19 protein-coding genes are annotated in these 25,409 nt (G+C 62.9%); 10 read left to right on the plus strand and 9 right to left on the minus strand.

What is annotated here, in order from left to right; genetic code table 11:
- Window positions 1-127: 127 nt before the first annotated feature.
- The 5 genes from lptB to ubiB all read left to right on the plus strand — a co-directional run bounded on the left by lptB (window position 128) and on the right by ubiB (window position 8,851).
- Window positions 128-940: an LPS export ABC transporter ATP-binding protein gene (gene lptB / locus ACT6QH_RS14210; protein ID WP_444975482.1), complete on the plus strand. Its 813-nt coding sequence runs from the start codon at window positions 128-130 to the stop codon at window positions 938-940.
- Between the two features lie 61 nt (window positions 941-1,001).
- Entirely contained in the window at window positions 1,002-2,561 is a 1,560-nt protein-coding gene (rpoN, locus tag ACT6QH_RS14215) for an RNA polymerase factor sigma-54 (RefSeq protein WP_444975483.1), read from the plus strand.
- 219 nt (window positions 2,562-2,780) lie between these two features.
- Window positions 2,781-6,311 (plus strand): PAS domain-containing hybrid sensor histidine kinase/response regulator, encoded by a 3,531-nt coding sequence (locus ACT6QH_RS14220; protein WP_444975484.1) that lies wholly within the window; start codon window positions 2,781-2,783, stop codon window positions 6,309-6,311.
- A gap of 121 nt (window positions 6,312-6,432) precedes the next feature.
- Window positions 6,433-7,236: a bifunctional demethylmenaquinone methyltransferase/2-methoxy-6-polyprenyl-1,4-benzoquinol methylase UbiE gene (gene ubiE, locus ACT6QH_RS14225; RefSeq protein WP_444975485.1), complete on the plus strand. Its 804-nt coding sequence runs from the start codon at window positions 6,433-6,435 to the stop codon at window positions 7,234-7,236.
- A 46-nt stretch (window positions 7,237-7,282) separates the two neighbouring features.
- Window positions 7,283-8,851: a 2-polyprenylphenol 6-hydroxylase gene (gene ubiB, locus ACT6QH_RS14230; RefSeq protein ID WP_444975486.1), complete on the plus strand. Its 1,569-nt coding sequence runs from the start codon at window positions 7,283-7,285 to the stop codon at window positions 8,849-8,851.
- A 128-nt stretch (window positions 8,852-8,979) separates the two neighbouring features.
- Here ubiB and ACT6QH_RS14235 read toward each other — a convergent pair whose 3' ends face one another.
- The 8 genes from ACT6QH_RS14235 to ACT6QH_RS14270 all read right to left on the minus strand — a co-directional run bounded on the left by ACT6QH_RS14235 (window position 8,980) and on the right by ACT6QH_RS14270 (window position 17,935).
- The gene (locus tag ACT6QH_RS14235; RefSeq protein WP_444975487.1) at window positions 8,980-10,068 is read right to left on the minus strand and encodes a linear amide C-N hydrolase; all 1,089 of its coding nucleotides are present in this window, start codon (window positions 10,066-10,068) and stop codon (window positions 8,980-8,982) included.
- A 159-nt stretch (window positions 10,069-10,227) separates the two neighbouring features.
- On the minus strand, window positions 10,228-12,069 hold the full coding sequence (locus ACT6QH_RS14240; protein WP_444975488.1) for a V-type ATP synthase subunit A: 1,842 nt from the start codon (window positions 12,067-12,069) through the stop codon (window positions 10,228-10,230).
- Window positions 12,066-12,773, minus strand: a complete 708-nt coding sequence (locus tag ACT6QH_RS14245; RefSeq protein WP_444975489.1) for a hypothetical protein — start codon at window positions 12,771-12,773, stop codon at window positions 12,066-12,068. The genes ACT6QH_RS14240 and ACT6QH_RS14245 overlap by 4 nt, the downstream gene beginning before the upstream one ends.
- Window positions 12,770-13,459 (minus strand): hypothetical protein, encoded by a 690-nt coding sequence (locus tag ACT6QH_RS14250; protein WP_444975490.1) that lies wholly within the window; start codon window positions 13,457-13,459, stop codon window positions 12,770-12,772. The genes ACT6QH_RS14245 and ACT6QH_RS14250 overlap by 4 nt, the downstream gene beginning before the upstream one ends.
- A 152-nt stretch (window positions 13,460-13,611) precedes the next feature.
- Window positions 13,612-14,052, minus strand: a complete 441-nt coding sequence (locus ACT6QH_RS14255; protein WP_444975491.1) for an ATP synthase subunit C — start codon at window positions 14,050-14,052, stop codon at window positions 13,612-13,614.
- 12 nt (window positions 14,053-14,064) lie between these two features.
- Window positions 14,065-15,924: a V-type ATP synthase subunit I gene (locus tag ACT6QH_RS14260; protein ID WP_444975492.1), complete on the minus strand. Its 1,860-nt coding sequence runs from the start codon at window positions 15,922-15,924 to the stop codon at window positions 14,065-14,067.
- On the minus strand, window positions 15,921-16,553 hold the full coding sequence (locus ACT6QH_RS14265; RefSeq protein ID WP_444975493.1) for a V-type ATP synthase subunit D: 633 nt from the start codon (window positions 16,551-16,553) through the stop codon (window positions 15,921-15,923). Before ACT6QH_RS14265 ends, ACT6QH_RS14260 begins: the two co-directional genes overlap by 4 nt.
- Window positions 16,554-16,558: 5 nt before the next feature.
- On the minus strand, window positions 16,559-17,935 hold the full coding sequence (locus ACT6QH_RS14270) for a V-type ATP synthase subunit B (RefSeq protein ID WP_444975494.1): 1,377 nt from the start codon (window positions 17,933-17,935) through the stop codon (window positions 16,559-16,561).
- Between the two features lie 647 nt (window positions 17,936-18,582).
- Between ACT6QH_RS14270 and fabI the strand changes: the two genes are divergently transcribed.
- The 5 genes from fabI to ACT6QH_RS14295 all read left to right on the plus strand — a co-directional run bounded on the left by fabI (window position 18,583) and on the right by ACT6QH_RS14295 (window position 23,466).
- Window positions 18,583-19,347: an enoyl-ACP reductase FabI gene (gene fabI, locus ACT6QH_RS14275; RefSeq protein WP_444975495.1), complete on the plus strand. Its 765-nt coding sequence runs from the start codon at window positions 18,583-18,585 to the stop codon at window positions 19,345-19,347.
- 149 nt (window positions 19,348-19,496) lie between these two features.
- On the plus strand, window positions 19,497-20,885 hold the full coding sequence (locus tag ACT6QH_RS14280; protein WP_444975496.1) for a bifunctional enoyl-CoA hydratase/phosphate acetyltransferase: 1,389 nt from the start codon (window positions 19,497-19,499) through the stop codon (window positions 20,883-20,885).
- Window positions 20,886-20,898: 13 nt separating this feature from the next.
- Entirely contained in the window at window positions 20,899-22,092 is a 1,194-nt protein-coding gene (locus ACT6QH_RS14285; RefSeq protein WP_444975497.1) for an acetate/propionate family kinase, read from the plus strand.
- 31 nt (window positions 22,093-22,123) lie between these two features.
- Window positions 22,124-22,777, plus strand: a complete 654-nt coding sequence (locus tag ACT6QH_RS14290; protein WP_444975498.1) for a CoA transferase subunit A — start codon at window positions 22,124-22,126, stop codon at window positions 22,775-22,777.
- A gap of 35 nt (window positions 22,778-22,812) precedes the next feature.
- Window positions 22,813-23,466 (plus strand): 3-oxoacid CoA-transferase subunit B, encoded by a 654-nt coding sequence (locus ACT6QH_RS14295; RefSeq protein WP_444975562.1) that lies wholly within the window; start codon window positions 22,813-22,815, stop codon window positions 23,464-23,466.
- Between the two features lie 83 nt (window positions 23,467-23,549).
- Here ACT6QH_RS14295 and ACT6QH_RS14300 read toward each other — a convergent pair whose 3' ends face one another.
- The gene (locus tag ACT6QH_RS14300) at window positions 23,550-25,409 is read right to left on the minus strand and encodes a BatD family protein (protein ID WP_444975499.1); all 1,860 of its coding nucleotides are present in this window, start codon (window positions 25,407-25,409) and stop codon (window positions 23,550-23,552) included.

Here is a 25,409-nt window from a genome sequence, read left to right on the forward strand (position 1 = left end):
CTGCACGGTTCGCGTTCGTCATGGCGCATCTGTCATGGCGTGGCCGGTTCGGGCGGATGGGGGCGGGAGGCGTGGTCTTGCGGGCTGCGCTCCCCTGTCAGCTACAACATGTTTCGCGAGAGCCCACATGGATCAGAACACAGTCGCCCCCGAAAGTGACTCCCCCGCCTCAGCCGCTGCTGTTCAGGCCGGTTTTGTCGGTTCAACGGCTGGAGCGAGGGATGCGCTGGCCAGTCACGGTATCGCCAAAACCTATGGCGGGCGCACTGTGGTGCGCGATGTGAGCCTGAATGTGCGCCGGGGAGAGGCCGTGGGCCTGCTGGGGCCGAATGGCGCGGGCAAGACCACCTGCTTTTACATGGTGACGGGGCTGGTGCAGGCGGATGCCGGGCGTATCGAGCTGGACGGGCATGATGTGACCTCCATGCCCATGTATCGCCGCGCGCGTCTGGGCATCGGTTATCTGCCGCAGGAGGCCTCGATCTTTCGCGGGCTTTCCGTGGAAGACAACATCATGGGCGTGCTGGAGGTCACGGTGAAGGGCCGGGCCCGCCGGAAGGAGGAGCTGGAAGAGCTTCTCGACGAATTCAAGATCGGCCATGTGCGCAAATCCCCCGCCATCGCCCTTTCGGGTGGTGAGCGACGCCGCGTTGAAATTGCCCGCGCTCTGGCCAGCCACCCCTCCTATATGTTGCTGGATGAGCCCTTCGCCGGCATTGATCCCATTGCGGTGGGCGATATCCAGTCGCTTGTGCGCCATCTCACGGCGCGCGGCATTGGCGTGCTGATTACCGACCATAATGTGCGTGAGACGCTGGGGCTGATCGACCGGGCCTATATCATCCATTCCGGCTCCGTGCTGATGGAGGGCGACCCGGATTCCATCGTCTCCAGCGCGGAAGTGCGCCGGCTCTATCTGGGCGAGGAGTTCCGTCTATGAAGGCGGCGCTTGCGCGTCGTCTGGTCAGGCTGGAACGGCTCCGGCAGGAAGGGGCGCGCCCATGGCGATGAGCCCGAAGCTGGAATTCCGCCAGAGCCAGTCTCTGGTGATGACCCCGCAGCTCATGCAGGCCATCAAGCTGTTGCAGTTCTCCAATCTGGAGCTGACAGCCTATGTGGAGGCTGAGCTGGAGCGGAACCCGCTTCTGGAGCGGGCCAGCGAAGAGGGCATGCCTGAAAGCGCGGAGCGGGCGGAGGCCGGCGACAGTGCAGGCGAGAGCGGGGCCGACAAGAGCGGGGGGGAATCTCCCGATACCGGCGAGTGGATGGCGAGCGACATGGAGCCCAGCCGTGCGGATATGGAAAGCCGCATGGATGCTGATCTCGCCAATGTCTTCCCTGATGACGTGCCCTCCGGGCAGATGGCGCCGGGTGGCGGGGCTGCTGGCGGGAGTGCATCCTCATCCTATACGGAGTGGAGTGGAGGAGAGCGCGGAGAGGACTACAATCCCGAAGCCTTTCTGGCCGCCGAAACCACTCTGGCCGATCATCTGGAAGCCCAGCTTTCCGTGGCCGAGACAGACCAGACCCGCAGGCTCATCGGCCTGTATCTGATCGGCCTGATCGACGAGACAGGTTATCTGACGGCGGATCTCGACAAGGTGGCCGAGCAACTCTCGGTCAGCCGGGCCGAGGTGGATGACGTGCTGGCGCTGATCCAGACCTTCGAGCCTTCCGGCGTGGGCGCGCGCTCGCTCTCCGAATGTCTGGCGCTTCAACTGCGCGAGAAGGACCGCTATGACCCGGCGATGCAGGCGCTGGTGGAAAATCTGGAGCTTCTGGCCCGCCATGATCGCAACGCCTTGCGGCGGGTGTGCGGCGTGGATGCCGCCGATATTGCCGACATGATTCAGGAAATCCGCCGGCTTGACCCGAAGCCGGGTCTGGTCATCGGCTCCGGCGTGGTGCATCCGCTGGTGCCGGATGTTTATGTCCGTCCCGGCCGGGATGGAACCTGGCTGGTGGAGCTGAACTCGGAAACCCTGCCGCGCGTGCTGGTGAACCAGAGCTACCACGCCACGGTGGCGAAGGCATCTCTTTCAGCCGAGGAAAAGAGCTTCCTTTCAGAATGTCTGCAAAGTGCAAGCTGGCTGACGCGTTCTCTGGATCAGCGCGCCCGCACCATTCTGAAAGTGGCCAGCGAGATCGTGCGCCAGCAGGATGGGTTTCTGCTGCATGGTGTGCGCCATCTGCGGCCTCTCAATCTGCGCATGGTGGCCGATGCCATCGGCATGCATGAATCTACCGTCTCACGCGTGACCTCCAACAAATATATTTCCACGCCACGGGGTGTGGTGGAGATGAAGTTCTTCTTCTCTTCCGCCATTTCCGCATCCGGTGGCGGGGAGGCCCATTCGGCCGAGGCCGTGCGCCACCGCATCAGGACCCTGATCGAAAATGAAAGTGCGGAGGATGTGCTTTCCGACGATACGCTGGTGCAGAAGCTGAAAGCCGACGGCATTGATATTGCCCGGCGCACCGTGGCCAAATATCGCGAGAGCATGAACATCCCCTCATCCGTGCAGCGCCGTCGCGAGAAGCTGTCGCAGCGCAACGCCTGATTACCCTGCACAATGTCGGCTTGCCCGCACAGGAATGGGCTGGACAAGGCCCGCCGGCAAATGTGATTTTCCCCTCACAGCTTTCCCTTGATGGGAAGGAGGGGGGATGCAGGCCGCCCGGCACACAAGAGGCCGAGCGCGCGCCTGTGCAGGGCTCGGATTGGGGCGCAGGCTGGTCGCAGCCAAGGTCGGCCCTGTCCGTGCGGCCGGAAGGGGAATATGCTTCAGACCTCGGTCGTCATCTTTGCCGCGCTGGCTTATCTGAGCCTGCTGTTCGCCATCGCCAGCTATGGAGACCGCAACCGTCCGCGCCGGCGGGTGTCCCGGCCGCTGATCTATTCGCTGTCGCTGGCTGTCTACTGCACCTCCTGGACGTTTTTCGGCTCGGTGGGGCTGGCGACGACACAGGGGTTTGATTTTCTCACCATTTATGTTGGCCCGGCCATGTTGATGTTGTTGGCCTCGCCCCTGCTGCTGCGGGTGGTGCGACTGGCCAAGGCCAACAACATCACCTCCATCGCTGATTTCATCGCCGCCCGATATGGCAAGCATCAGGGCATTGCGGCTCTGGTGGCAGTGGTGGCCATTGTGGGGGCGGTGCCCTATATCGCGTTGCAGCTCAAGGCGGTGTCCTCCTCGCTTATGGCGGTGCTTGGGCATTTTGCCGGGGAGGTTTCGGACTGGACAGTGGGGGGGGATCTGGCCCTGCTGGTGGCCTGCGCCATGGCGGTGTTCGCGGTGCTGTTCGGCACCCGCCACACCGATGCCACCGAACACCAGCATGGCATGATGCTGGCGGTGGCGGCGGAATCGCTGGTGAAGCTGGCGGCCTTTCTGACCGTGGGCATCTTTGTCACATTCGTGCTGTTTTCCGGCCCGGCGGATCTGTGGGCGGCGGCGCAGCGAGCCAATGTCACCGCGCCTTTCACCCGCGGTCCCTCGCTTGAAAACGGGGTGACGATGATCCTGCTGGCGGGCGGGGCCTTTTTGCTGTTGCCGCGCCAGTTTCATGTGGCGGTGGTGGAAAATACCAGCGAGGAGGAAATTCGCCGGGCGCGCTGGCTGTTCCCGCTTTATCTGCTGCTCATCAATCTGTTCGTGGTGCCTCTGGCGCTGGCGGGCATGGTGCTGTTTCCCAACGGCATCATGGACAGTGATGTCTATGTGCTGGCGGTGCCGCTGGCCGCAGGGGCCGATGGGCTGGCGCTTCTGGCTTTCATAGGCGGGCTCTCCGCCGCCACGGCCATGGTTATCGTGGAAACGGTGGCTCTGGCCATCATGATCTCGAATGATCTGGTGATGCCGCTTCTGCTGCGGGGCAGTGCCGGGCGGGCGGAGGAGGAGCCACGCCGCGAGGATATGGTGGGCCTGCTGCTTCTGGTGCGGCGCATCGCCATCTTTTCCATCCTGCTGCTGGCCTATCTTTATTACAGCACCACAGGCGATGTGCAGTTGGCGCAGATCGGCCTTCTCTCGTTTGCGGCCATTGCGCAGGTGGGTCCGGCTTTTGCCGCCGGGTTGGCCTGGCGCGGGGTGACGGCCAAGGCCGCCATTGCCGCCATTCTGGTGGGGGCGCTGATCTGGGCCTATACGCTCATGCTGCCCTCTCTGGCGGAAGGCGGGTTGATTTCCCGCGCGCTGGTGGATCACGGCCCCTTTGGCCTCGCCTGGCTGCGTCCGACGGCCTTGTTCGGTATTGAGGCTGACCCGCTGGCCCATGGCGTGGTCTGGAGTATTTCCATCAATATACTGGTGCTGCTCGGGGTTTCCTTCCTCACCCGCCCCAGCAAGATCGAGCTGGTACAGGCAGAGCTGTTTGTGGGGCAGGGCTGGGGTTCCAAGCCTGTGCGGGGGCCGGAAACGCTGGAATACCGCCCCTCCTTCCTGCCCTGGCGCTCGGCGGTCACGGTGGGGGAGGTGGTGTCCACTGTCTCGCGCTATCTGGGAGAGGAGCGCACCCGCGCCGCCTTTATCAGCTTTGCTCGCTCACGCGGCACCAGCTTTGATCCTGCGCGCGAGGCCGATGCCGATACGGTGCGCCATGCCGAACATCTGCTGGCGGCGGCGGTGGGGGCGGCGTCCTCCCGGCTTGTGTTGTCGCTGCTGTTGCGCAAGCGCACCGTTTCCACCAAGGCGGCGCTGAAGCTGCTGGATGATGCTTCCAGCGCCATCCAGCACAATCGAGAACTGTTGCAGAGCGCCATTGACCATGTGCGGCAGGGCATCGCCGTGTTCAATCGTGATCTGGAGCTGGTCTGCTGGAACCGCCAGTTTGGTGAAATGCTGGATTTGCCGGCGAATTGCTGTGCCATGGGTGCGCCACTGGCGCGTATCCTGAAATATGCGCCGGAGACCGGGCCGGGGCTGGCCGTGTCCACACGGGTGGAGCGCTATGCGCATCCCAGCCCGAATTTTTCCGAGCGGCTGGCCCGGCGTGATGCCGTGATCGAGGCGCGCTCTGCCCCCATGCCGGACGGTGGACTGGCGGTGACCTTCACCGATATTACCGCCTCGGTGGAGGCCGGGCTTGCGCTGGAACGGGCGAACGAAACGCTGGAGCGGCGCGTGCGCGAACGCACGGAAGAGCTGGAGCATCTGAATGCGGCGCTGGGCCGCGCCAAGGCCGAGGCTGAAGCTGCGAATCTCTCCAAGACCCGCTTTCTGGCTGCGGCCAGCCATGACATTCTACAGCCGCTCAATGCGGCGCGCCTGTATGTCACCAGCCTTGTGGAACGGGCCAAGGGCGAGGAGGAGCAGCGCCTCGCCCGCAATGTGGATGCCTCGCTGGAGGCGGTGGAGGAAATTCTGGTCGCCCTGCTGGATATTTCCCGGCTGGATAGTGGCGTCCTGCGGCCCGAGCCGACCCAGTTTCGTATCGCCGATATTTTCCGCCAGCTCGAAATCGAGTTCGAACCGCTGGCGCGGGAAAAGAAGCTGAAGCTGGCCTTCATGCCTTCTTCGCTTACCGTGCGCTCGGATCGTCGCCTGCTGCGCCGGCTATTGCAGAACCTTGTTTCCAATGCCGTGAAATATACCCGTCAGGGCCGCATTCTGGTGGGGTGCCGCCGGCACGGGGAAATGGTGCGTATTGAGGTGCTGGATACCGGCATCGGCATTTCCGAAGCCGAACAGAAGCTGGTGTTTCAGGAATTTCAGCGTCTGGATTGCGGGGCGCGGGAGGCGCGCGGGCTGGGGCTGGGGCTTTCCATCGTGGAGCGGATCACCCGTGTTCTGGGCCATGCCATCACTCTGCGCTCAACGCCGGGGCGTGGCACGGCGTTCGCGTTGGATGTGCCCATGGCGCCCTGTGTGCCGGAGGAGCAGGCTGCACCCGCGCGCACTCTGCGGGCCGGGGCGCGGCTGGAGGGGCTGACGGTTCTGGTGGTGGATAATGAACCGGCCATTCTGGAAGGCATGGCCATATTGCTGGGTGGATGGGGCTGCGGTGTCATCACGGCGGGTGATTCTGAAGCCGCTGTGCAGGCGGTGGGGCAGGCATCCGCACGGCCAGACATTATTCTGGTGGATTATCATCTGGATGATGCGCTGGGTACGCAGGCCATTTCTGTCATGCGCGCAAAGCTGGGACATCTGCCTGCTGTGCTGATTACGGCGGACCGCACCCGCAAGGTGCGCGCCGCCGCGCATGAGGCTGATATGATGGTGTTGCACAAGCCGGTGAAGCCGGCGGCCCTGCGCGCCATTCTCAATCATGCCCGCGCCGCGCGCGAAGCCATGCCGGTGGAGTAGGTGCCGCTTCTCCCGGCCGGCTTGTCCGGCGCTGTGCCTGCCGCAATGTGCTGCATGGTATTGGCGCGCGTGATCCGGTAAGGTCCGCGCGCCGAACAGAACAGCACGTGGTGCGCCTGACATGACCGAACCGACCGCCCGCCCGCAGACCGACTTTGCCGAATCCGCCCGTGTGGAGGGCGATACCCATTTCGGTTACCGCACCGTGCCGCTGGGTGAGAAACAGGATCTGGTGGACGATGTGTTCCACAAGGTCGCCAAACGCTATGACATCATGAACGATCTGATGTCCGGCGGCCTGCACCGGGTGTGGAAGAATGCGCTCGTCTCCAAGATGCGCCCGCCCATCAATGAGCGCCCTTTCCGCCTGCTGGATCTGGCCGGAGGCACGGGCGATGTGGCCTTCCGCGTGGCCGAGGCCGGTGGGCCGAATGTTCATGTCACGGTGGCGGATATCAACCGTGAAATGCTGGCGGTTGGCCGCGAGCGCGCGGAAAAGCGCGGCTTTTCCGGCAAGGTGGATTTTCAGGATGCCAATGCCGAGGAGTTGCCCTTCGAAGATCGCAGCTTTGATGCCGTGACCATCGCCTTCGGTATCCGCAATGTGCCGCGCATTCCCAAGGCGCTGAAGGAAATGCGCCGGGTGCTGAAACCTGGTGGCCGCGCCTTCGTGCTGGAATTTTCCAAGGTGGATGTGCCGGTTCTGGACAAGATCTACGAGACCTATTCTTTCAATGTCATTCCCCGTGTTGGGGGGCAGGTCGCAGGGGATGCCGAGCCCTATCAGTATCTGGTTGAATCCATCCGCCGCTTCCCCAATGCCGAGACATTCGCCCAGATGATGCGTGATGCCGGTTTCGGCCGGGTGGATTTCATGCGCATGACTGGCGGCATTGTGGCTCTGCACTGGGGCTTCCGCATCTGATGGCGCGTGCGCTGCTGAACAAGGTTTCGATGGAAGGGCGCAAGCCGTGATCCTGATTTTCGCCGATGCTGCCCGTCTTGCCCGCGCCGGTTATGTGCTGGCGCGCGAGGGCGTGCTTTCACTGGTGTCGCCCGCCGTGGCCCCGCCGCTGGCCCGGCCGGCCCTGCGCATTGCCCGCATGATGGCCCGGCGCGATGCCGGTTCGCGCGCGGCGCGTTTTTCTGCGGCGCTCTCCCGGCTTGGTCCCTCCTATGTGAAGCTGGGTCAGTTTCTCGCCACCCGGCCGGATGTGGTGGGCCCTTCCGTGGCGCGCGATCTTGAGGTGCTTCAGGATCGCATGCCCGCCTTCGGGCAGGCAGAGGCCGAGCGCATCGTCTCGGAATCGTTCGAGAAGCCGGTGCGCGAGGTGTTCCCGGAATTTGGCCCCGCCGTGGCCGCCGCCTCCATTGCCGAGGTGCACAAGGCCGAGGTGGTGGAGCGCGATGGGGAACGCCGCACCGTGGCGGTGAAGGTGCTGCGCCCCGGCGTGCAGCGGCGCTTTGCCTCCGATATGGCAAGCTTTCGCCGTCTGGCGCAGTTCGCCGAAAACAACTTTGCCGAGGCCCGTCGTCTGCGTCTGGAAAGCGTGGTGGATACGCTGGCCCGCTCCGTCTCCATGGAGATGGATCTGCGCCTTGAGGCCGCCGCCTATACGGAACTGGCTGAGAATGTCAGCGAAGATCCTGATGTGCATGTGCCGGAGGTGGACTGGGGTCGCTCCGGCCGTGAGGTGCTGACCACGGAGTGGATTGACGGCATCAAGCTCTCCGACAAGGAGGCGCTGGTCGCCGCCGGACATGACCTGAAGGAGATCGCCCGCATCGTGATGCAGAGCTTTCTCAAGCAGGCGATGCGCGATGGCTTCTTCCATGCCGATATGCACCCCGGCAATCTCTTCGTAGATGCGCAGGGCCGCCTTGTGGTGCTGGATTGCGGCATTATGGGCCGGCTGGGGCTGAAGGAACGGCGCTTCCTTGCCGAGATCCTCTATGGCTTCATCACCCGCAATTACCGCCGCACGGCCGAAGTTCATTTCGAAGCGGGCTATGTGCCCGCCCACCATTCGGTGGAGGATTTCGCCCTCGCCATCCGGGCCATTGGCGAACCCATTCATTCTCGCACGGCCGACCAGATCTCCATGGCACGCCTTTTGGCCCTGTTGCTGGAAGTGACGGCACTGTTCGACATGCGTACCCGCCCGGAACTGCTGCTGTTGCAAAAGACCATGGTGGTGGTGGAGGGGGTCGCTCGTTCGCTCGATCCGCAGCTGGATATGTGGAAGACCGCCGCACCTGTGGTGGAGGAGTGGATCACCCGTAATCTCGGCCCTGTCGGCCAGCTTCAGCAGGTGGGGTCCGGGCTGGGGCAGGTGGGTCATTTCGCCACCAATATTCCTACGCTTTTGGGCCAGACAGCCCGTGTGGTGGAGCAGATGGACGTGGCCACCCGCAATGGCCTTCAGCTCTCGCCGGAGACCCTGGAGGGTATTGGCCGGGCAGAGGCGAAGCGCGCGCGCTGGGGCAATATCGCGCTGTGGATCATCGCAGCCTCCTTGCTGGGCATCTGGCTGGGCTGAGGCTCTGCCACGCGTAGGGCGCACGCGTAGAGCGGATGTGAAAAGGGCGGGGCCTTGCGGCGCCCGCCCTTTTGCATGAGTGATGTTGACAGGGGCAAAAGCCGGTGCCGCGTCTCATCCACCTTGGGTTATGCGCCGGCGAGAGCCGGGGAGACATTGACGGGGCCGGGCAGCAGCCGGGCCATGGGCATGGTGCGGAAATCCGCAGTGCCGGCCAGCGCCGTCACATCAAGACAGGCGTAATTCATGCCACCTGCATCCCGCAGGAACATCAGCCGCCGGTCGAGATCGGCAATGCTGGTCCAGCTCGTGGATTCGGTCGTTTCGCCATCCGTATCATGGCCGGTCACATGCAGATGGTCGCTGCCAAGGTTCGGTTGGTCTACGGTGATGCCACGGGGGCGGTCAAAATTGTTCATGATATGCGCGACCATCTGAACGGCCTTGTCCGGATCGGTCTGCTTTTCCGCGAACTGGGCATAGAAGGCCGCGCGGATGAAGCGATCGACAGATGTGTCAGTGCCGGGCAGGCCGGCCTTGGCAATGCCGGTGCCGGGCTGCACAGCCTGATACGCGCCGAAGGTTGCCTTCGCATGGTTCACATTGTTGAGGAAGGTATAATTGTTGAGATTGGTGAGGTGCCAGGGAAACTGCGGCGCATTGGTCATCACCCCAACGGGGTTGTCGTAGATTGTGCGCACACCGTGATGGAACTCGATCACGAGGCTGGCCCCGCTCGGATCATGAATCCCATAGTGGAAGGGCATGGCCAGCCCTCCGAGAAGCGGCACCGGCTCCAGCACCACGGGCATGTCTTCCAGCGCGGCCTTCACTTCGGCGACGGTGCTGAACTGGCCCAGAACCCAGGCTCCGATATCTGCGGCGGAAAGCGCGGCGCGGGCGGCATCCACCGGGGCCTGGGGGCCATCGGCCTGCGGATAGGACTGGACGCTGAAGGTCAGCCCCGCATCATTCAGCCCTTCAATGACCTTGAGATTACTGGCATCCAGCGCCGCCGTGGGCACGGAGGGCATGGTCACCGCAATTGTGGCGTGGCGCATCTCCCAGTTCAGTGCGGGGTGCCCCTGAACCGTCGACGACAGGGCCTGACCCTTTGGAAAGAGCGTGACCTGATAAGGCAAATCAAGGCTTAACTCCAGTGTTCGCCCAAGATAGGCGCGGTTGGCGGCGTCGCGATAGAGAAGCGATGTGCACATTCTGAAGAGGTCCCTGATCTCGTTTCAGTTGTCAGTGTAGCCTGAGCTTTCGGCTTTGCGAAACCTGTGCTTGCAAAAACGGGCAGACGCCGAAGGTTCGGTTTGTCCGCCCGTTTTTTGATGTCTTTTCCCGTGTTGCGTCAGGCTGAAGGCCCACCTTCAGGTCACAGGCACGCTTTCATGCAATTCGTCGATCTCGCGGGAGAGACGCTCGAAATCGGGCGAATTGGGGGCCGCATAATTGAGATTCTTGAACAGGCCGGTCAACCGCGTGAAATGCACGCGCACGCTTTCCTTGTCCTCAAATTCATAACGGCTTGTGGCGATGGCGTAGACCTTGTTGAACAATTGTTTCTGCCGTTCCAGCGAAACGGAACTGTCTACCGCATCGAAGGCGTCCTGCTGGAGGAAAACCATGTCGAGAAATTTCGCGGCTTCCATGGCGAGAAAGTCTTCGATGGAAATGCCTTCTTCGCCAGCGACCTGCTCCATACGCTGGATTTCGTCGCCACGCCCCAGCAGCGCCATCATCTCGTCGATACGGTGCGCCCATTCCGCGCCCATATGTTCGTCACACCAGGGCGCAAGCTGTTTACGATAGCGCGACCAGGAGGTGAGCGGGTCGATGGCGGGGTAGAAGCGCTTGTAGGCGCGATCATAGGACAGGCCGAGAAAGCATTTCACCGCCGCAAGGGTGGATTGCGTCACCGGCTCCTCGAAATTGCCGCCGGCAGGCGACACCGCGCCGATAATGGTGAAGGAGCCGGTTGAGCCATCATTGGTGCGCACCACGCCGGCGCGCTCGTAAACGCCCTTGATGGCGCTGTCGAGATAGGCGGGGAAGGCTTCCTCGCCCGGAATTTCCTCCAGCCGGCCGGAAGTCTCGCGCATGGCCTGCGCCCAGCGCGAGGTGGAATCGGCGATCATCAGCACCCGAAGCCCCATCTGGCGGTAATACTCGCCGATGGTGATGCCGGTATAGATGGAGGCCTCGCGTGAGGCCACCGGCATGGAGGAGGTGTTGCAGACAATCACCGTGCGGTCCATCAGCGAGCCGCCGGTACGGGGGTCTTTCAGGCGGGGAAAATCGGTGATGGTCTCCACCACCTCGCCGGCGCGTTCCCCGCAGGCCACCAGCACCACCACATCAACATCCGAATGGCGGGCGATCAGGTTGAGCAGCACCGTCTTGCCTGCGCCGAACGGGCCGGGAATGCAGGCCGCGCCGCCCTGAACCACCGGGAAGAAGGCATCAATGATGCGCTGGGTGGTAATCATTGGCTCGGAGGGGTAGAGGCGCGTGGAATAGCCCTTGCGCAATTGCAGGCGTGGCAGGGTGCGGCGCACCGCCCAGTCCTGCGCCAGTGTCAGGGTGCGTTCCGCGCCGGAAGGGGCGGTGATGCGGGCGATGGGCTCGTTCACCGTCACCGTGTCATCGCGGATCCAGCTTACGGTCCAGTCTTCATCAAGCTCGAACGGCACCATGATCTTGTGGGTGATGGGGCCTTCCGGCACGGTGCCGAGCACATCGCCTGCGCGCACCTTGTCGCCCACCCGGCACAGGGCCGAGAAGGACCAGCGCTCGTCCGGGTCCAGCCCCGGCGCGGCTACGCCGCGCGGCAGGAAGGTGCCGTGTTCCTGAGCCAGAATTTCCAGCGGATTTTGCAATCCGTCATACACCTGCCCCAGCATGCCGGGGCCGAGGCGGATGGAGAGCAGACGGCCGGTTTGTTCCACTGCGTCTCCCAGCCCCACGCCGGCCGTGCTTTCATACACCTGGGCATCGGCTTCATCGCCGATCACCCGCAGCACTTCGGCCTTCAGTCGTTCCTCGGGGGCGCGGGCGGGGCGGATATAGACCACCTCATTCTTCATCAGCCGTCCGCCTGCGGGGTCCACAAGGCGCAGGCGCACAATGTCTTCCTGAACGGCCACAATGGTGGCGGTGGGCTCCATGGGCGGCACAGTGGCGGGTGGCACGGTGGCGGTTTGGGCTGTCATGCGCTTTTCCCCGGTTTGCCGGTTTCAGGAAGAATGTCGCCGCAGGCGGCATCAAGGAGAGTCTCGAAGCGCCGCGTGGCGGCGGCGATGTCATAACGCACCCAGTGATCGGCCAGATTCCAGCGCATCACATAGACCGCCACGGCTTCAAAATCGAAATAGTGGCCGTCGGCATAGCGCGCGGCGGCATTCCAGGCGGCTTGCAGCATGGTGCGCTCCAGCCCTCTTGTATCGCCGGCCTCCAATTGTTCGCGGGCCTGATTGACCCATGGAAAGGAGGTGGCGACGCCGAAATCCGGCAGGGCCCAGTTCTTGCGGATGGTTTCCAGATGGCGGCCATAGCCCCAGAGCAGGCCGGGGGCGGGGGCTTCTTCACCGGCGTGTCGCCGGCGCAGGGCGGCCGTGAGGGTGCGGATTTCCAGCCGGTCGCGAATGATGTTGCGCAGCACCGGGCTGCGCACTTTTTCCATCTGCCGGGCGACATGGGCAAGATAGGCGGTCTCATCCGTGCCCAGCGGAATGCGTTTCCAGGAGAGGGCGCTGGCCATGGCGTCCAGATCAGCGCGATCTCCGGGCGAGAGAAAGCGCAGGCGCTCTTCCAGCCGGGTGATGGTGATGGCCGGCGTGGCGCTGCCCAGAAGCTGGCCCAGCGCGGGCAGGCTGGACATCAGCATCACATAAGGCTCATCCACGACGCCGATCATCGCACCACACCCTCCAGCAGGGCGCGGAAACGGGGCTGGAGATGGGCCACAAGCAGAGCGGCCACGGCCTTGTCCGTCAGCTCCACGCTGACGCCGCGATCAACCAGATGAATGCGGATACCGCCATCATCCCCCTCCTGCCGGGAGAAGGTGACCCCGGCGCGCAGCATGTCGGCGGCGGTGGCGGCTGCGAAATGGGTAAGGGAGCCTTCCACCAGCTCTTCCGGGTTGCGGCGCAGCTCATCCAGCCCCACCACCTGCCGGGGTAGCTCGATAACCATCTCACCGGCGCGGTCCATGCCGGCCTCATCGCGGCTGGCGCTGGCCACGGCGAGAACCATGCGCTTGAGCAGCTCATCATCCCTCATCACCTGAGAGACGGTCTTGCCCACTTCAGAGGCGAAGCGCTGCGAGATCTGGCTTTTCAGCTCCAGCATGGTATCGCGCACGGCGATGCGCAGGGCATCTTCCCCGGCGCGGCGCAGGGCCTCGGCTTCATCCCGCGCCGCTTCGCGCAGGGCGTGAGCCTGAGCTTCCGCCTTTTCGAGAATTTCACGGGCATGGGCCTGCGCCTCGGCCACAAGACGGTCGGCCTCGGTCCGGCCGGCGCACACGCCTTCATCGCGCAGGCGGGTGATGAGGGCTTCGACGCCCGAGGCGGTGGCGGCAGTCTGCTTCTGGGACATGGCGCGCTCCTGGAGCATGATCGGGCGCATTTCCGGGCGGGTGCGACATGCGCCAGGGGCACAAGGCAGGCACGCAAATGCGGGCAAAAGTGATGGCGTTGTTCCCCCGCCGCACGCGGCATGGCCGCAGAAGGCCGGCGGGGGGCTGAAAATCAGATGGAGCGGGCCAGAACCAGCGCAAACACGAAGGTGAAGACCGTGAAGCCTTCCACGATGGCGGCCGGGGCCAGCGACAGGCCGAAGATTTCCGGCTTGGTCTTGGAGGCGGCGATGGCGCTGGCGCAGGCGCGGCCCTGCCAGATGGCGGAATAGAGCAGCACCAGCGCAGCCAGGAAGCCAATGGCGAACAGCGCCCCGCCATTCTCCGCCGTAATGCTCTGTTGCAGGGAGAACATCACCACAATGCCATAGATGACGTTGGATGAGGGGATGACTGAAACGCCGATGAAACGCCCGTATCCGCTATCGGTTTCCAGCATGGCACCAATGGCGGCCTGGCCGGCAATGGCCACGCCGATGGCGCAGCCCAGCGCGCCGAAAGCCATGGGGGCAAACACGCCAACCCAGCCAAGCGTGATGACAAGTTCATCCATAGGTCCGTCTCCTCACGGGTGTGCCGGGCGGGCGTTCGTCACGCTCTCGCCGGCCCCGGTCTGTTCCTGAATCTGAGTGTGGGTGCGCTTGGTGAAGGCGCGGAAGGGGTAGCCTTCTTCGGTCAGGCCCCAGCCGAAGAACTCGATGAAATTGAGCCGCAGCCCGTGCACCACGCCGCTCATGACACCGAGCATGAAATTCACCGAATGGCCAAAGACAAGAATGAGGATCATCAGCAGCACGCCAAGGCCGGGATGCGTGCCGCGCATTTCCACCGCCAGCGTGTTGAAGGTGATGGCGAGGGAGGCGCTGGCCAGCCCCAGCGCGAACAGGCGCAGATAGCTCAGCACATCGCCAAACAGCTTGGTGGCGCTGGTGAGCGCCATGGCACCGGCAATCAGGCGTTTCAGCCAGTCCTTCGGGGTGGTGACAGGCACGGCGGCGGCCGCACCGGAGAACACCATGCACAGGCCCACGGCGAGGCCGAGAGAGCCGATGGTTTCCATGGCGAACAGGCTGTCATCCGCACCATGGGCCAGCATCATGCCGGACCACAGCGCGACAATCCATCCCAGCGCTGAAAACCCCTTGCCGCTGGTGCGGTTGAGCCAGGCCACGGCACCAAGGGCGATGGACAGGTGCAGGGCCCCGATGAAGATGGTGAGATCCATCATCTGATCGAAATTTTGCACATCAATGATGGAGATGGCCGCCAGCCAGCTGCCTTCCGGCGGCTCCAGCCCGAAATAGGAGCCCGCCAGCACGCCATAGACAATGGCCGTGGTTGAAAGCACGCCCAGCAGCACGCGCCCACGCCGGCCACCGGCCGTGCCGCCCAGCTTCTTCCAGAACAGCAGGGTGGTGAGGGCGATGATGATGGCATAGCCCGCATCTGCCACGATCATGGAGAAGAACAGGGCGAAGGATGCAAACACCATCAGGCTCGGGTCCCAGCTGCGATAGCCGGGGCTTGTATAGAAGAAGGTGAGGTCGCTGCCGCTTTCCATGCCCGCAGGGGTGCGCAACTGGGTGGGCGGCATATCTTCCGGGCCGGGCTCTTCCACCACGAAGGCAAGGCGTGCCTTTTCCGCCAGTTCACACACAGCGGCAGTGGCGTCGATCGGAACCCAGCCCTGCACGGCGAACACGGCCTCTGCGTCGAGGGTCTGGGCCATGGCGACATCCAGATCCTCGCGGTCTGCGGCAGCAGCCAGATGCAGGCCCAGCGCCAGCCGCCAGCGGGTCAGTTCGCTGCGTGCGCTTTCGGCCTGATCTATGGCAACGGCCAGTTCTTCAACCTCCTGCTTCATCACGCTGCGCGGCAGGTTGCCGGTGCAGGTGCGGGGCACGGGCAGCAGGTCTGCCGGCGGCTCCTCCGGGCTGATGACCACCACATAAAGGGTGGTGGAGGTTTTGCGCACCACCTGCCAGGGCAGCTCCACGCGGTCCAGCGCCGGGCGGGTCGCCAGAGGCAGGGCATAGAACCACAGGCGTTGACCGCCCATCTCATTCAGCGCCGGAAAGTGGATGTCGCCCCATGGCGCGAGCGCCTCAACCCGGTTCTGTAAAAACTCGATCCGGTTGTGCAGGGTGCGCAGATGGGCGCGGTTATCAAGCACGCGCGCGACCACCTCATCCAGATCGAATGCGATACCGGGCCGGAAGGTCAGGCGCTTGTCCGCCGCCTCTTCCAGATGTCGCCAGGCTTCTTCGGTGCGGTTGGTGCGGGTGGCGTCACGCGGCACCAGCGGGCCGGGATCGCTCAGGGGAATGAGATGCATCACGCCCAGCGCCTGAAGGGCGTCCAGCGTGCGGGCCTTGTCTGCCGAAGGGCCGCACAGGGTGATGCGCTGCATGCGGGCAATACTCATGCGCGAGCCTCCGGGCGGGCGACCTTCTCACGGGCGCGTTTGCTTTTGGAGAGCTTGGCGGCCACGACGGCGGCGCGCTCTGTATCACCGATGAAGACCATGATGCGGCGAATATTCTTTTCCGCCTGCGGAATCAGGATCTTCTCAAACAGATTGGTGCGCTGGGTCACGCGCGTCACGGCCTTGTCCAGCAGGGCCATGCGGCGCTCGGCAACCTGCATTTCGGCGCGCAGACGCACGGCCTCGGTCAACCGGCGCACCAAAGCGTCCACCCAGTGCGGGCGGGTCATCGGGCCATAGGGTGCCACCTTCACCTGCACAGCGCGAACCTGAGGCAGGCGCACGCCAGCGACATTCTGCATGTCGATGAGGACTTCCTCCAGGGTGACGAGCCCTTTCAGATCCAGCCGGTGCTCGGCCATCATGGGCAGGGTTGCACCGGCTTCTTCAATGGCCCGGTGCATGGCTTGCTCCAGATCCGCGCAGGCAATGCGGGCGCGGTTGCGCTCGGCCATGAGCTGCTGGCGCTTGAGATCCAGCGCCGGCAGGTAGCGGCGATAGCTGGCGAGATTTTCCTTCTCGCGGCTGAGTTGGGATTTGCTCAGTGTCACGCGGGAGTTCTGGGCCATGGCCATCAATCCTGCGGTGCGGGATAGTATTTCTCCAGCAGATTCTGGCGCACCAGAAGTTCTTCCGGCGCGAAGCATTCCGCCATGGTCTGCCAGCCAAGATCCAGCGCGGCCTCCAGCGAAAGATTGGCGCTGATATCCATGAAGCGCTCTTTGAACAGCGCGCCATAGCGCAGCAGGCGCTGGTCATAATCCGACAGTTCAAAGGCCATGGACTGCTTGCGCTCGGCCTCGCGCGCGCCGGCATAGAGACGGATCATGGTGTTCATCACCGCCGAATGGTCTTCGCGCGTTTCCTTGCCGATGACATGCTGCTTGAGGCGGGAAAGCGAGCCGAAGGGGTCTATCAGCCCGTCACGCAGGTAGAACTGCCCCTCGGTGATATAGCCGGTATTGTCCGGTACCGGGTGCGTCACGTCTCCGCCAGGCATGGTGGTGACGGTGAGAATGGTGACAGAGCCCGCCCCCTGAAATACCGCGGCCTTCTCATAGCGCCGGGCGAGCTGGGAATAGAGATCACCCAGATAACCGCGATTGGAAGGCACGCGCTCCATCGCCACGCCCACTTCCTTCAGGGCGTCGGCGAAGGCGGTCATGTCGGTCAGCAGCACGAGAACGCGCTTCTTTTCCTCCACCGCGAAACGTTCAGCTACGGCGAGCGCCATATCCGGCACCAGCAGACGCTCCAGCGGCGGGTCCGCGGCCTGATTGATGAACATGACGGTGCGCGCGAACACGCCGGCATCCTCGAAGGCGGTGCGGAAGCGCCAGTAATCATCAAAGGTGAGGCCGAGCCCGCCAAACACCACAATATCGGCTTCCGCCTGCACGCCGATGCGCGCCAGCAGGGCGTCATGCGGTTCGCCGGCGGTGGAGAAGATGGGGATCTTCTGGCTTTCCACCAGGCAGTTGAACACGTCGATCATCGGCACATTGGTGCGGATCATGCGGCTGGCCAGCGCGCGCCGGGCCGGGTTGGCGGAGGGGCCGCCAATATTCACCTGCCGGTCCTGATCGAGGCGCGGGCCTTCATCCATCACGCTGCCATCGCCGGTGAAGACACGGCCGAGAATATTGTCGGAAAAGGCCACCTGCGGCGGGTGGCCGAGAAACCGCGCGCGGGTGCGGGTGGACAGGCCCTGTGTGCCGCCAAACACCTGGAGCGAGGCTGCTCCTTCCTCAAGCTGCACCACCTGCGCAAGGCGCGGCTGGCTGGCGTGGAAAGGATCTTCCGCACCGGCGACATCGCCATCATACACCACCGCCAAGTCGCCATAACGCGGCCCTTCCGGGTCATCCCGCGTTTGCGCGGGCAGGGCTACACGCACCACCTCGCCAACAATGGAGAGGATCCTGTCATAGTGGATCGGGATGGTGCTCATTCATACTCCCCGCAGATGCTGACAGCCCCGCAATCGCGGCGCGCTGGCCCCATTCTGTCCGCACAATGTGCGCGCATGCGCTGTGTTGCGCCGCAGGATGCACGCTTCCAGCACAGCAAACAACAACCGGCTCATGAATAAGGCGGCGCCTTTCAAGCGAAAAAAGCCGGAGAAGCCAGATGCGATTCGTCCTTAGGCCAATGGAAGCCTAAGGGCAGGGCAGTTCACTGTCCATATGTTGAAAATTCAGATGCCGATGACAAGTTTTCATGGCGCAGCTGCTTTGAGCTTCCTTGCCGGGCCGGATGATTTTCTGATTCAGACCGCACCCGTGAGGCAAAGAGTCGTATGCGCAGAGGTGATGAAAGTTTCGCGGCATGGAAAACAGGAGATGCAGAAAGCTCGTATCTTCATACGGTTGACCTGCGTCATCGTTTTGAAGTGATTCAACGGCTACAGCAGCGTGGTGAAAGTCCATTCCGGGGCGTGAAGTAGGCTCAAACGCATTTTTGGCAAGAAATGAGCTTGAAGAAGTTTTCTGCCTAAAGAAATGGCGAAGGAAGAAACTTTATGCACCGGGTGTTTGAGGTTGCCATGCGCGCCTCTGGCAATATGATACCACTGGCAGATATGTCAGGGAGGCTGTGATGTTTTCCTTATCGGGTCAGAAAGCTCTTGTCGTTGGGGTTGCCAATGAACACTCCATCGCATGGGGCTGCGCCAAGGCGCTGCGCCATCAGGGGGCCGATCTTGCCATCACCTACCTGAATGAGAAGGCTGAACCCCACGTTCGCCCGCTGGCGGAAGAGCTGGATGCCGAAATCATCGCGCCGCTCAATGTGCAGGATGATACGGCCATGGCGGATCTGTTCCGGCAGATCTCCGAAAAATGGGGCCGGCTCGATACCCTGATCCATGCGGTTGCCTTTTGCCCGGCGGACGATCTGCACGGGCGCGTTGTGGATTGCTCGCGCGATGGCTTTGGCATGGCCATGGATATTTCCGTCCATTCCTTCATGCGCATGGTGCGCCACGCCGAGCCGCTGATGGTCAATGGCGGCTCCTGCCAGACCCTCTCCTATTATGGCTCCGCCCGTGTGATGGAGCATTATAATGTGATGGGGCCGGTGAAGGCCGCTCTGGAAGCCTCCGTGCGCTACATGGCCGCTGAGCTGGGTGCAAAGAGCATCTCCGTGAATGCCCTCTCGCCTGGGCCGATGAAGACGCGCGCGGCTTCGGGCATCGCCGAGTTCGACACCATGATGAATGAAGTGTCGGCCCGCGCGCCTACCCACCAGCTGTCCACATTGCGCGATGTGGGGGCTTATGCAGCCTTCCTCGCCAGCCCGTCCGCCCGCAATGTGACGGGCTGCGTGCATATGATTGATGGTGGTTTCCACATCATGGGCTGAGAGGCCCGAAGCTGAGTTTTCCGGAATGTGGAAGGTCTGAGGCCCTCTGCGGCGTTTCGCCGGAGGACGGGCCCCGGCCTTCCTGCCATGGTCGCCGGGCAATGCGCGGCGCCCCTTTTCCTTCATTCATGCCGGGGCAGGGTCGTTTCATGATTCGCGAAAACAGAACTTTTGAAGAACTCAAGGTGGGTGATTGCGCGGAACTGAAGCGCAGCTGCACCGCTGATGATCTGATTGTCTTCGCCAATGCTTCCGGCAATCACAATCCCATGCATCTGCCGCATCAGGATGTGGATGGAGATGGCAAGGAAGATGAGGTCGTGGCGCCCTCCATGTGGGTGGGGTCTTTGATTTCCGCCGTGCTCGGCAACATTCTTCCGGGGCCGGGAACGCTCTACAAGCATCAGGTTTTCACCTTCAAGGACCGCGCCAAGGCCGGGGATGATCTGGTGGCGAAGGTCACCGTCCTTGAAAAGAAGGATGACCGCACCGTGCGTCTCGGCACCGAAGTGCGGCGTGTCTCCGATGATGCCGTGCTGCTGGAAGGGGAGGCCGAGGTGTGCGCCCCCACCGCCAAATTCCAGTATGAGGAACAGGATCTGCCGGGCCTTGTGGTGCAGAGCCATCGCCATTTTGACGCCCTTCTGGAACGGGCGGAGACGCTGGAACCGATTTCCGTGGCCGTGGTTGCACCGGAAGAGGCAAACTCTCTGGGTGGCGCCATTCTGGGCATGAAAGCCAAGCTCATCACGCCCATTCTGGTCGGTCAGAAAGACAAGATTCTCGCCGCCGCCAAGGAGCTGGGTGAAAATCTGGATGGCGTGGAAATCATCGACCAGATCAATGATTCCGCCGCCGCCAATGCTGCCGTGGATCTGGTGGCCGAGGGGCGCGCCCATGCGCTGATGAAGGGGCATCTGCACACCGATGTGCTGCTGCATGCCGCCCTGCGCAAGGAACGGGGCCTGCGTATTGGCCGCCGCTTTACCCATATCTTCGTGATGGATGTACCCGGTGTGTCGCACCCGCTGCTGGTGACCGATGCGGCCGTGAACATCTCGCCGGATCTGCCGACGAAGGTGGATATCGTGCAGAACGCCATTGATTTGGCGCACTCCCTGGGGATGGACAATCCGAAGGTGGGCGTGCTCTCGGCGGTGGAAACGGTCAATCCGTCCATTCCGTCTTCCGTGGATGCGGCGCTGCTGTCCAAGATGAATGAGCGGGGGCAGATTACTGGCGGCATGGTGGATGGCCCGCTGGCCATGGACAATGCCATCAATCTGGCCGCCGCGCGCATCAAGGGCATTGTCTCCCCGGTAGCTGGCCAGGCCGAGGTGCTGGTGGTGCCGGATCTGGACGCCGGCAACATGCTGGCCAAGCAGCTCACCTTCATTTCCGGTGCTGAAGCCGCCGGGATCGTGATGGGCGCAAAGGTGCCAATCATCCTCACCTCGCGTGCCGACAGCGACAAGTCGCGCCTTGCCTCCTGCGCGGTGGCCCTGGTGCATCAGGCCCGCCTGATGGGCAAGATCTGAGGAATTGCGACCAATGACCCTTCCCGTTACGCTGACCCTGAATGCTGGGTCGTCTTCGCTCAAATTCTCCATGTACAACATCGCCGGTGCAGGTGAGCCGCAGCTCATGGCCGTTGGCGGTGTGGAGAATATTGGCGGTCAACCGCAGCTGAAGACCCAGTTTGGTCTGAATGAGCCGGCTGTGAAGCAGGATCTGGCGGCCGTGCAGGCGCAGGATCATTCCTCTGCGCTCAATACGGCGCTGGCCCTGCTGCGCGAGAAGTTTCCGGCGGCAAAAGCATCCGTGGTGGGGCACCGCGTGGTGCATGGCGGCCCGCATTTCTCAAAGGCGGTGGTGATTAATGATGCGGTGTTGAAGGAGCTCAAAAGCCTTTCGCCGCTCGCCCCACTGCATGAGCCGCACAATATTGCCGGCGTGGAAGCCGCGAAGATTCATTTTCCCGATGCCTTGCAAGTGGCATGTTTCGATACCGCCTTCCACCGCAAGCATCCCAAGGTGAATGACACCTTCGCCATTCCGCGGGAATATTATGACAAGGGCGTGCGTCGCTACGGCTTCCACGGCCTGAGCTATGAATATATTTCCGGTGAGCTGGAGCGCATTGCTCCCCTGCTTTTTGCCGGGCGCGTCGTTGTGGCGCATCTGGGCAATGGCGCTTCCATGTGCGCCATTCTCAATGGCCGCTCCGTGGCGTCGACCATGGGTTTCACCCCGCTGGACGGTTTGCCGATGGGTACGCGTTGCGGGCAGATTGATCCGGGCGTGATCTTCTATCTCCAGCAGCAGGAAGGGCTGAGCGTCGATCAGGTGCGCGACATGTTCTATTACAAGTCGGGTCTGCTCGGCTTGTCCGACATCTCGAACGATATGCGCGTGCTGCTGAATGCTCAGGTGCCCGAGGCGCACGAGGCCATTGATTATTTCGTGTTCCGCATTCGTCGTGAGCTGGGTGGCCTGGCGGCCACGCTCGGGGGTGTGGATGCGCTGGTCTTCTGCGGCGGTATTGGTGAAAACGCTGTCGAAATCCGTCGTCGCATCTGTGAGGACCTCTCCTGGATTGGTATTGAGGTCGACACGAACAAGAACGAGGCAAATGCTCAGGTCATCAGTACCGAGTTCAGCCGTACCCGCGTGATGGTCATTCCCACGAACGAGGAACTGGTTATTGCACGCGCGGCCAAGCGGCTGCTGGCCGAGCAGCAGTAGAGTAGAGAAGGCCTGAGGGAGAAGAGCTTCCATGAAAACAGCAATCAAACCCGAGGAAGCCGCAGCGCTTATTCCCGATGGGGCCAGCCTGATGATTGGCGGCTTCATGACTGTGGGTACGCCATTCCGCATCATTGAGGCGCTGGTGGCCCGCGGGGTGAAGGATCTCACAGTCATCGGTAATGACGCTGGCGTGCCGGGCAAGGGCATTGGTGCGCTGGTCCACGCCGGGGCAGTGAAAAAAGCCATCATGACCCATATCGGTCTCAACCCCGAGATCCAGGAAAAGATGATTTCCGGGGAGATCGAGGTGGAACTGGTGCCTCAGGGCACGCTGGTGGAGCGTATTCGTGCCGCCGGTATGGGCCTTGGCGGTGTGCTGACGGCCACCGGCCTTGGCACCCCTGTCGAAGACGGCAAGCAGAAGGTGGACGTGGACGGCAAGACCTACCTGCTGGAGAAGCCGCTTCATGCGGATTTCGCCCTGCTGGCTTGCCATCAGGCGGACTATGTGGGCAACCTCGCTTATGCCCTGACGGCGCGGAACTTCAACCCGGCCATGGCCCTGGCCGGCAAAACCGTGATTGCGGAGCCGGTCATGATCGTGCCCGTTGGCGTGATTCCCCCGGATGCCGTACACACGCCGGGCGTTCTGGTTGACCATCTTCTGGCGAGGGCTGCGTGATGACCGAAACTGCAAACACCACTGAAAAGCCGGTCATGAGCGCCAAGGAAGTCATCGCACGGCGCGTGGCGCTGGAATTGAAGTCGGGGATGCTGGTCAATCTGGGCATTGGTCTGCCCAGCATGGTGGCCAACTATCTGCCGAAGAATTCGGATGTCTTCTTTCAGGCCGAGAACGGGTTGATCGGCCTTGGCGCGCATCCGCTGGAAGGCATGGAAGATCCCTTCCTGACGGATGCGGGCGGTGGTTTTGTTACCGCTGTGCCCGGTGCAGCCTCCATTGACAGCTCCATGAGCTTTGCGCTGATCCGTGGCGGTCATCTGGACATCACTGTTCTTGGTGGCCTTGAAGTGGATGAACGGGGCTATCTCGCCAACTGGATGGTGCCGGGCCACAAGGTGCCGGGCATGGGCGGCGCGATGGATCTGGTGGCCGGCGCGAAGCAGGTCATCGTGTCCATGGTCCACACCGCTCGCGGTACGCCGAAGATTGTGCCGGAATGCACATTGCCGCTGACGGCGGCGCGTCGTGTGAGCCTGATTGTCACCGAAATGGCGGTGATCGAGCCCACCGATGAAGGCCTTGTTCTGCGCGAGCGCGGGCCGGGCGTGAGCGTTGAGGATGTGGTGAAGGCCACTTCTGCCCGTCTCATCGTGCCGGCTGATGTGCCGGAGATGAAGTTGGCCTGAGCCGGCTTCTGTCAGACGATGTATTTTGAAGCGGGGGTCGCAACATGCGGCCCCCGTTTTGTTTGGGGAAAAAGGGCTCGAGGTCACGCCTCGGGATAGAGCGGCGCCAGCCGGGCCCCATGGGGGCGGGAGGGGGCGCGCTTTTGTATTTTGCGCGCTCGACGCAGGGCTTTGAGCAGGCCGGCTCCATTCCAGAGACCCGGCGCATTGCCATAAAGATGCTGGCGCAAATGTTCCAGTTCTGCCGGGATAGGGCTTTCCACCCATATGGTGCGCGGTGCCTGCTGTTTCCAGCGCAGAAAGGCGGCATGAGCCTGTGTCGCATTATGAGCCTTGCAGGCGATTTCCAGCGCGGCGAAGGCTTCCTCTTCCGAAATATCAGGAGCTGTCTTGGGAGAGCGCGCCTCTGGCTGTCGTGGCTGCGAGGCTGCGCGCCGTCGCTTCAGGCCCAGCGCCAGCAGAATGAGGGCGAGGGCTCCGAAAGTCGCTGTTCCAAGCACCGCCCAATGGGGGCGCACCTGTTGCCACACCGGCCCCAGCCACGATGTCAGCCGCTGCATCGGCGGTTGCTCCGGCAGGATGGAGGAGGGGGAGGCACTGGAAGCTGTACTCTCATCATCAGGCGCGGCGGCTGGCGGAACGGCCGCTGCCATCACATCACCCTCCACCTTGAGGGTGATGGCCGGAAGGCGGGTATTTTCCTGCTGGTGGGTTGTCAGGTTCCACCAAGGCACATCAATGGCAGGGAGGTCCATTGTTCCCGGCTGGGTTGGCATGATGGAGATGACCTTCTCCAGCCGTGTGCCCATCTCATCTCCCACCCAGACATTTTCGGCCTCGGCATGGTCCTCATACTGGCGCAGCCCGGCGACGGGGCTGATGGACAGCGGGGGAAGCTGGTTTGATGTGGAGCCCTTTGCCTCAAGAATAAGTGTACGGGTCAGCAGTTGTCCGACGCGGGCCTTGTCTGGCGGGGTGGACCACTCCTCGCGCAGCGTCACATTCCGGGCAGGCAGGAACCAGCCCTTCGCGCCTTCCGGGCGCGGTTGCACGGTGATGGAAACCGGCTGTGAGCGCACCGTGAGATTGCGCTCCAGGCGATGGCCGGGGTCCATCCCCCGACCCAGCACCCCGGCCATGTCCGATGCGGCGGAACTGCCCTGGAAGCTGGAAACCGTCGCCTCCAGCCGCAGGGGTTCAATCCGTATCTCTCCGCTGCGCTGGGGCCGCATGAGGTAGCTTTGCTCAAGCACCCGATAGCGCTTGTTGTCGATGGTCTTGAGATATTGGCGCTGGTCGCCATCCTCGGTGAATGTGGCCCCTTCGGCCACCGGCTTTTCCATGGAGCCGCGCACCATGCCGATGCGGTCATAAATGCGCACGGTTACGGGAATGTCGCTCTGGGCGAAGGCGGGCCCGGCTCCGGCTGCCACCCGCACGAAAAGCGGGGCGTCGCCGGTAGCCTTCAGCGGGGCGGCTGGCACCACCTGCACACGCGCCGCTCTGGAGGTAAGCCCGTTCACCGTCAGCGGAGGAATGGTGAGGGTGCCCAGCCGTTTGGGCTGAAGGGTGATGACCCACTCATCCAGATGCAGATGGTGGCCATGCTTCATTTCGGCGCGGCTGGCGCGCCGGCGGTCCACCACTTCAAAATCTTTCAGCAGGGGAGTCAGATCGGGTGGGGAACGCCCCTGCCCATTGGCAAGGGTGAGGACATAATTGAAGCTTTCTCCGGCCGCCACCACGGTGCGGTCCACCCGGCTGGTGAGGGCGGGGGCATCAAGCGGTGCGTTGGAGTGGTCTTCATCATGGGCCTGCGCCATGGCGGACAGGCCCGGCCATGGGTCTGTCGCCATCAGCACTGCGCAGGTGAAGAGCGCCAGCCCTGCCTTGCGCAGCGCAGGGCGCGAGAGCTGGGGAGCCGGGCCGGATGAATGGTGCAT

The organism is Haloleucobacter albus (assembly GCF_052492075.1).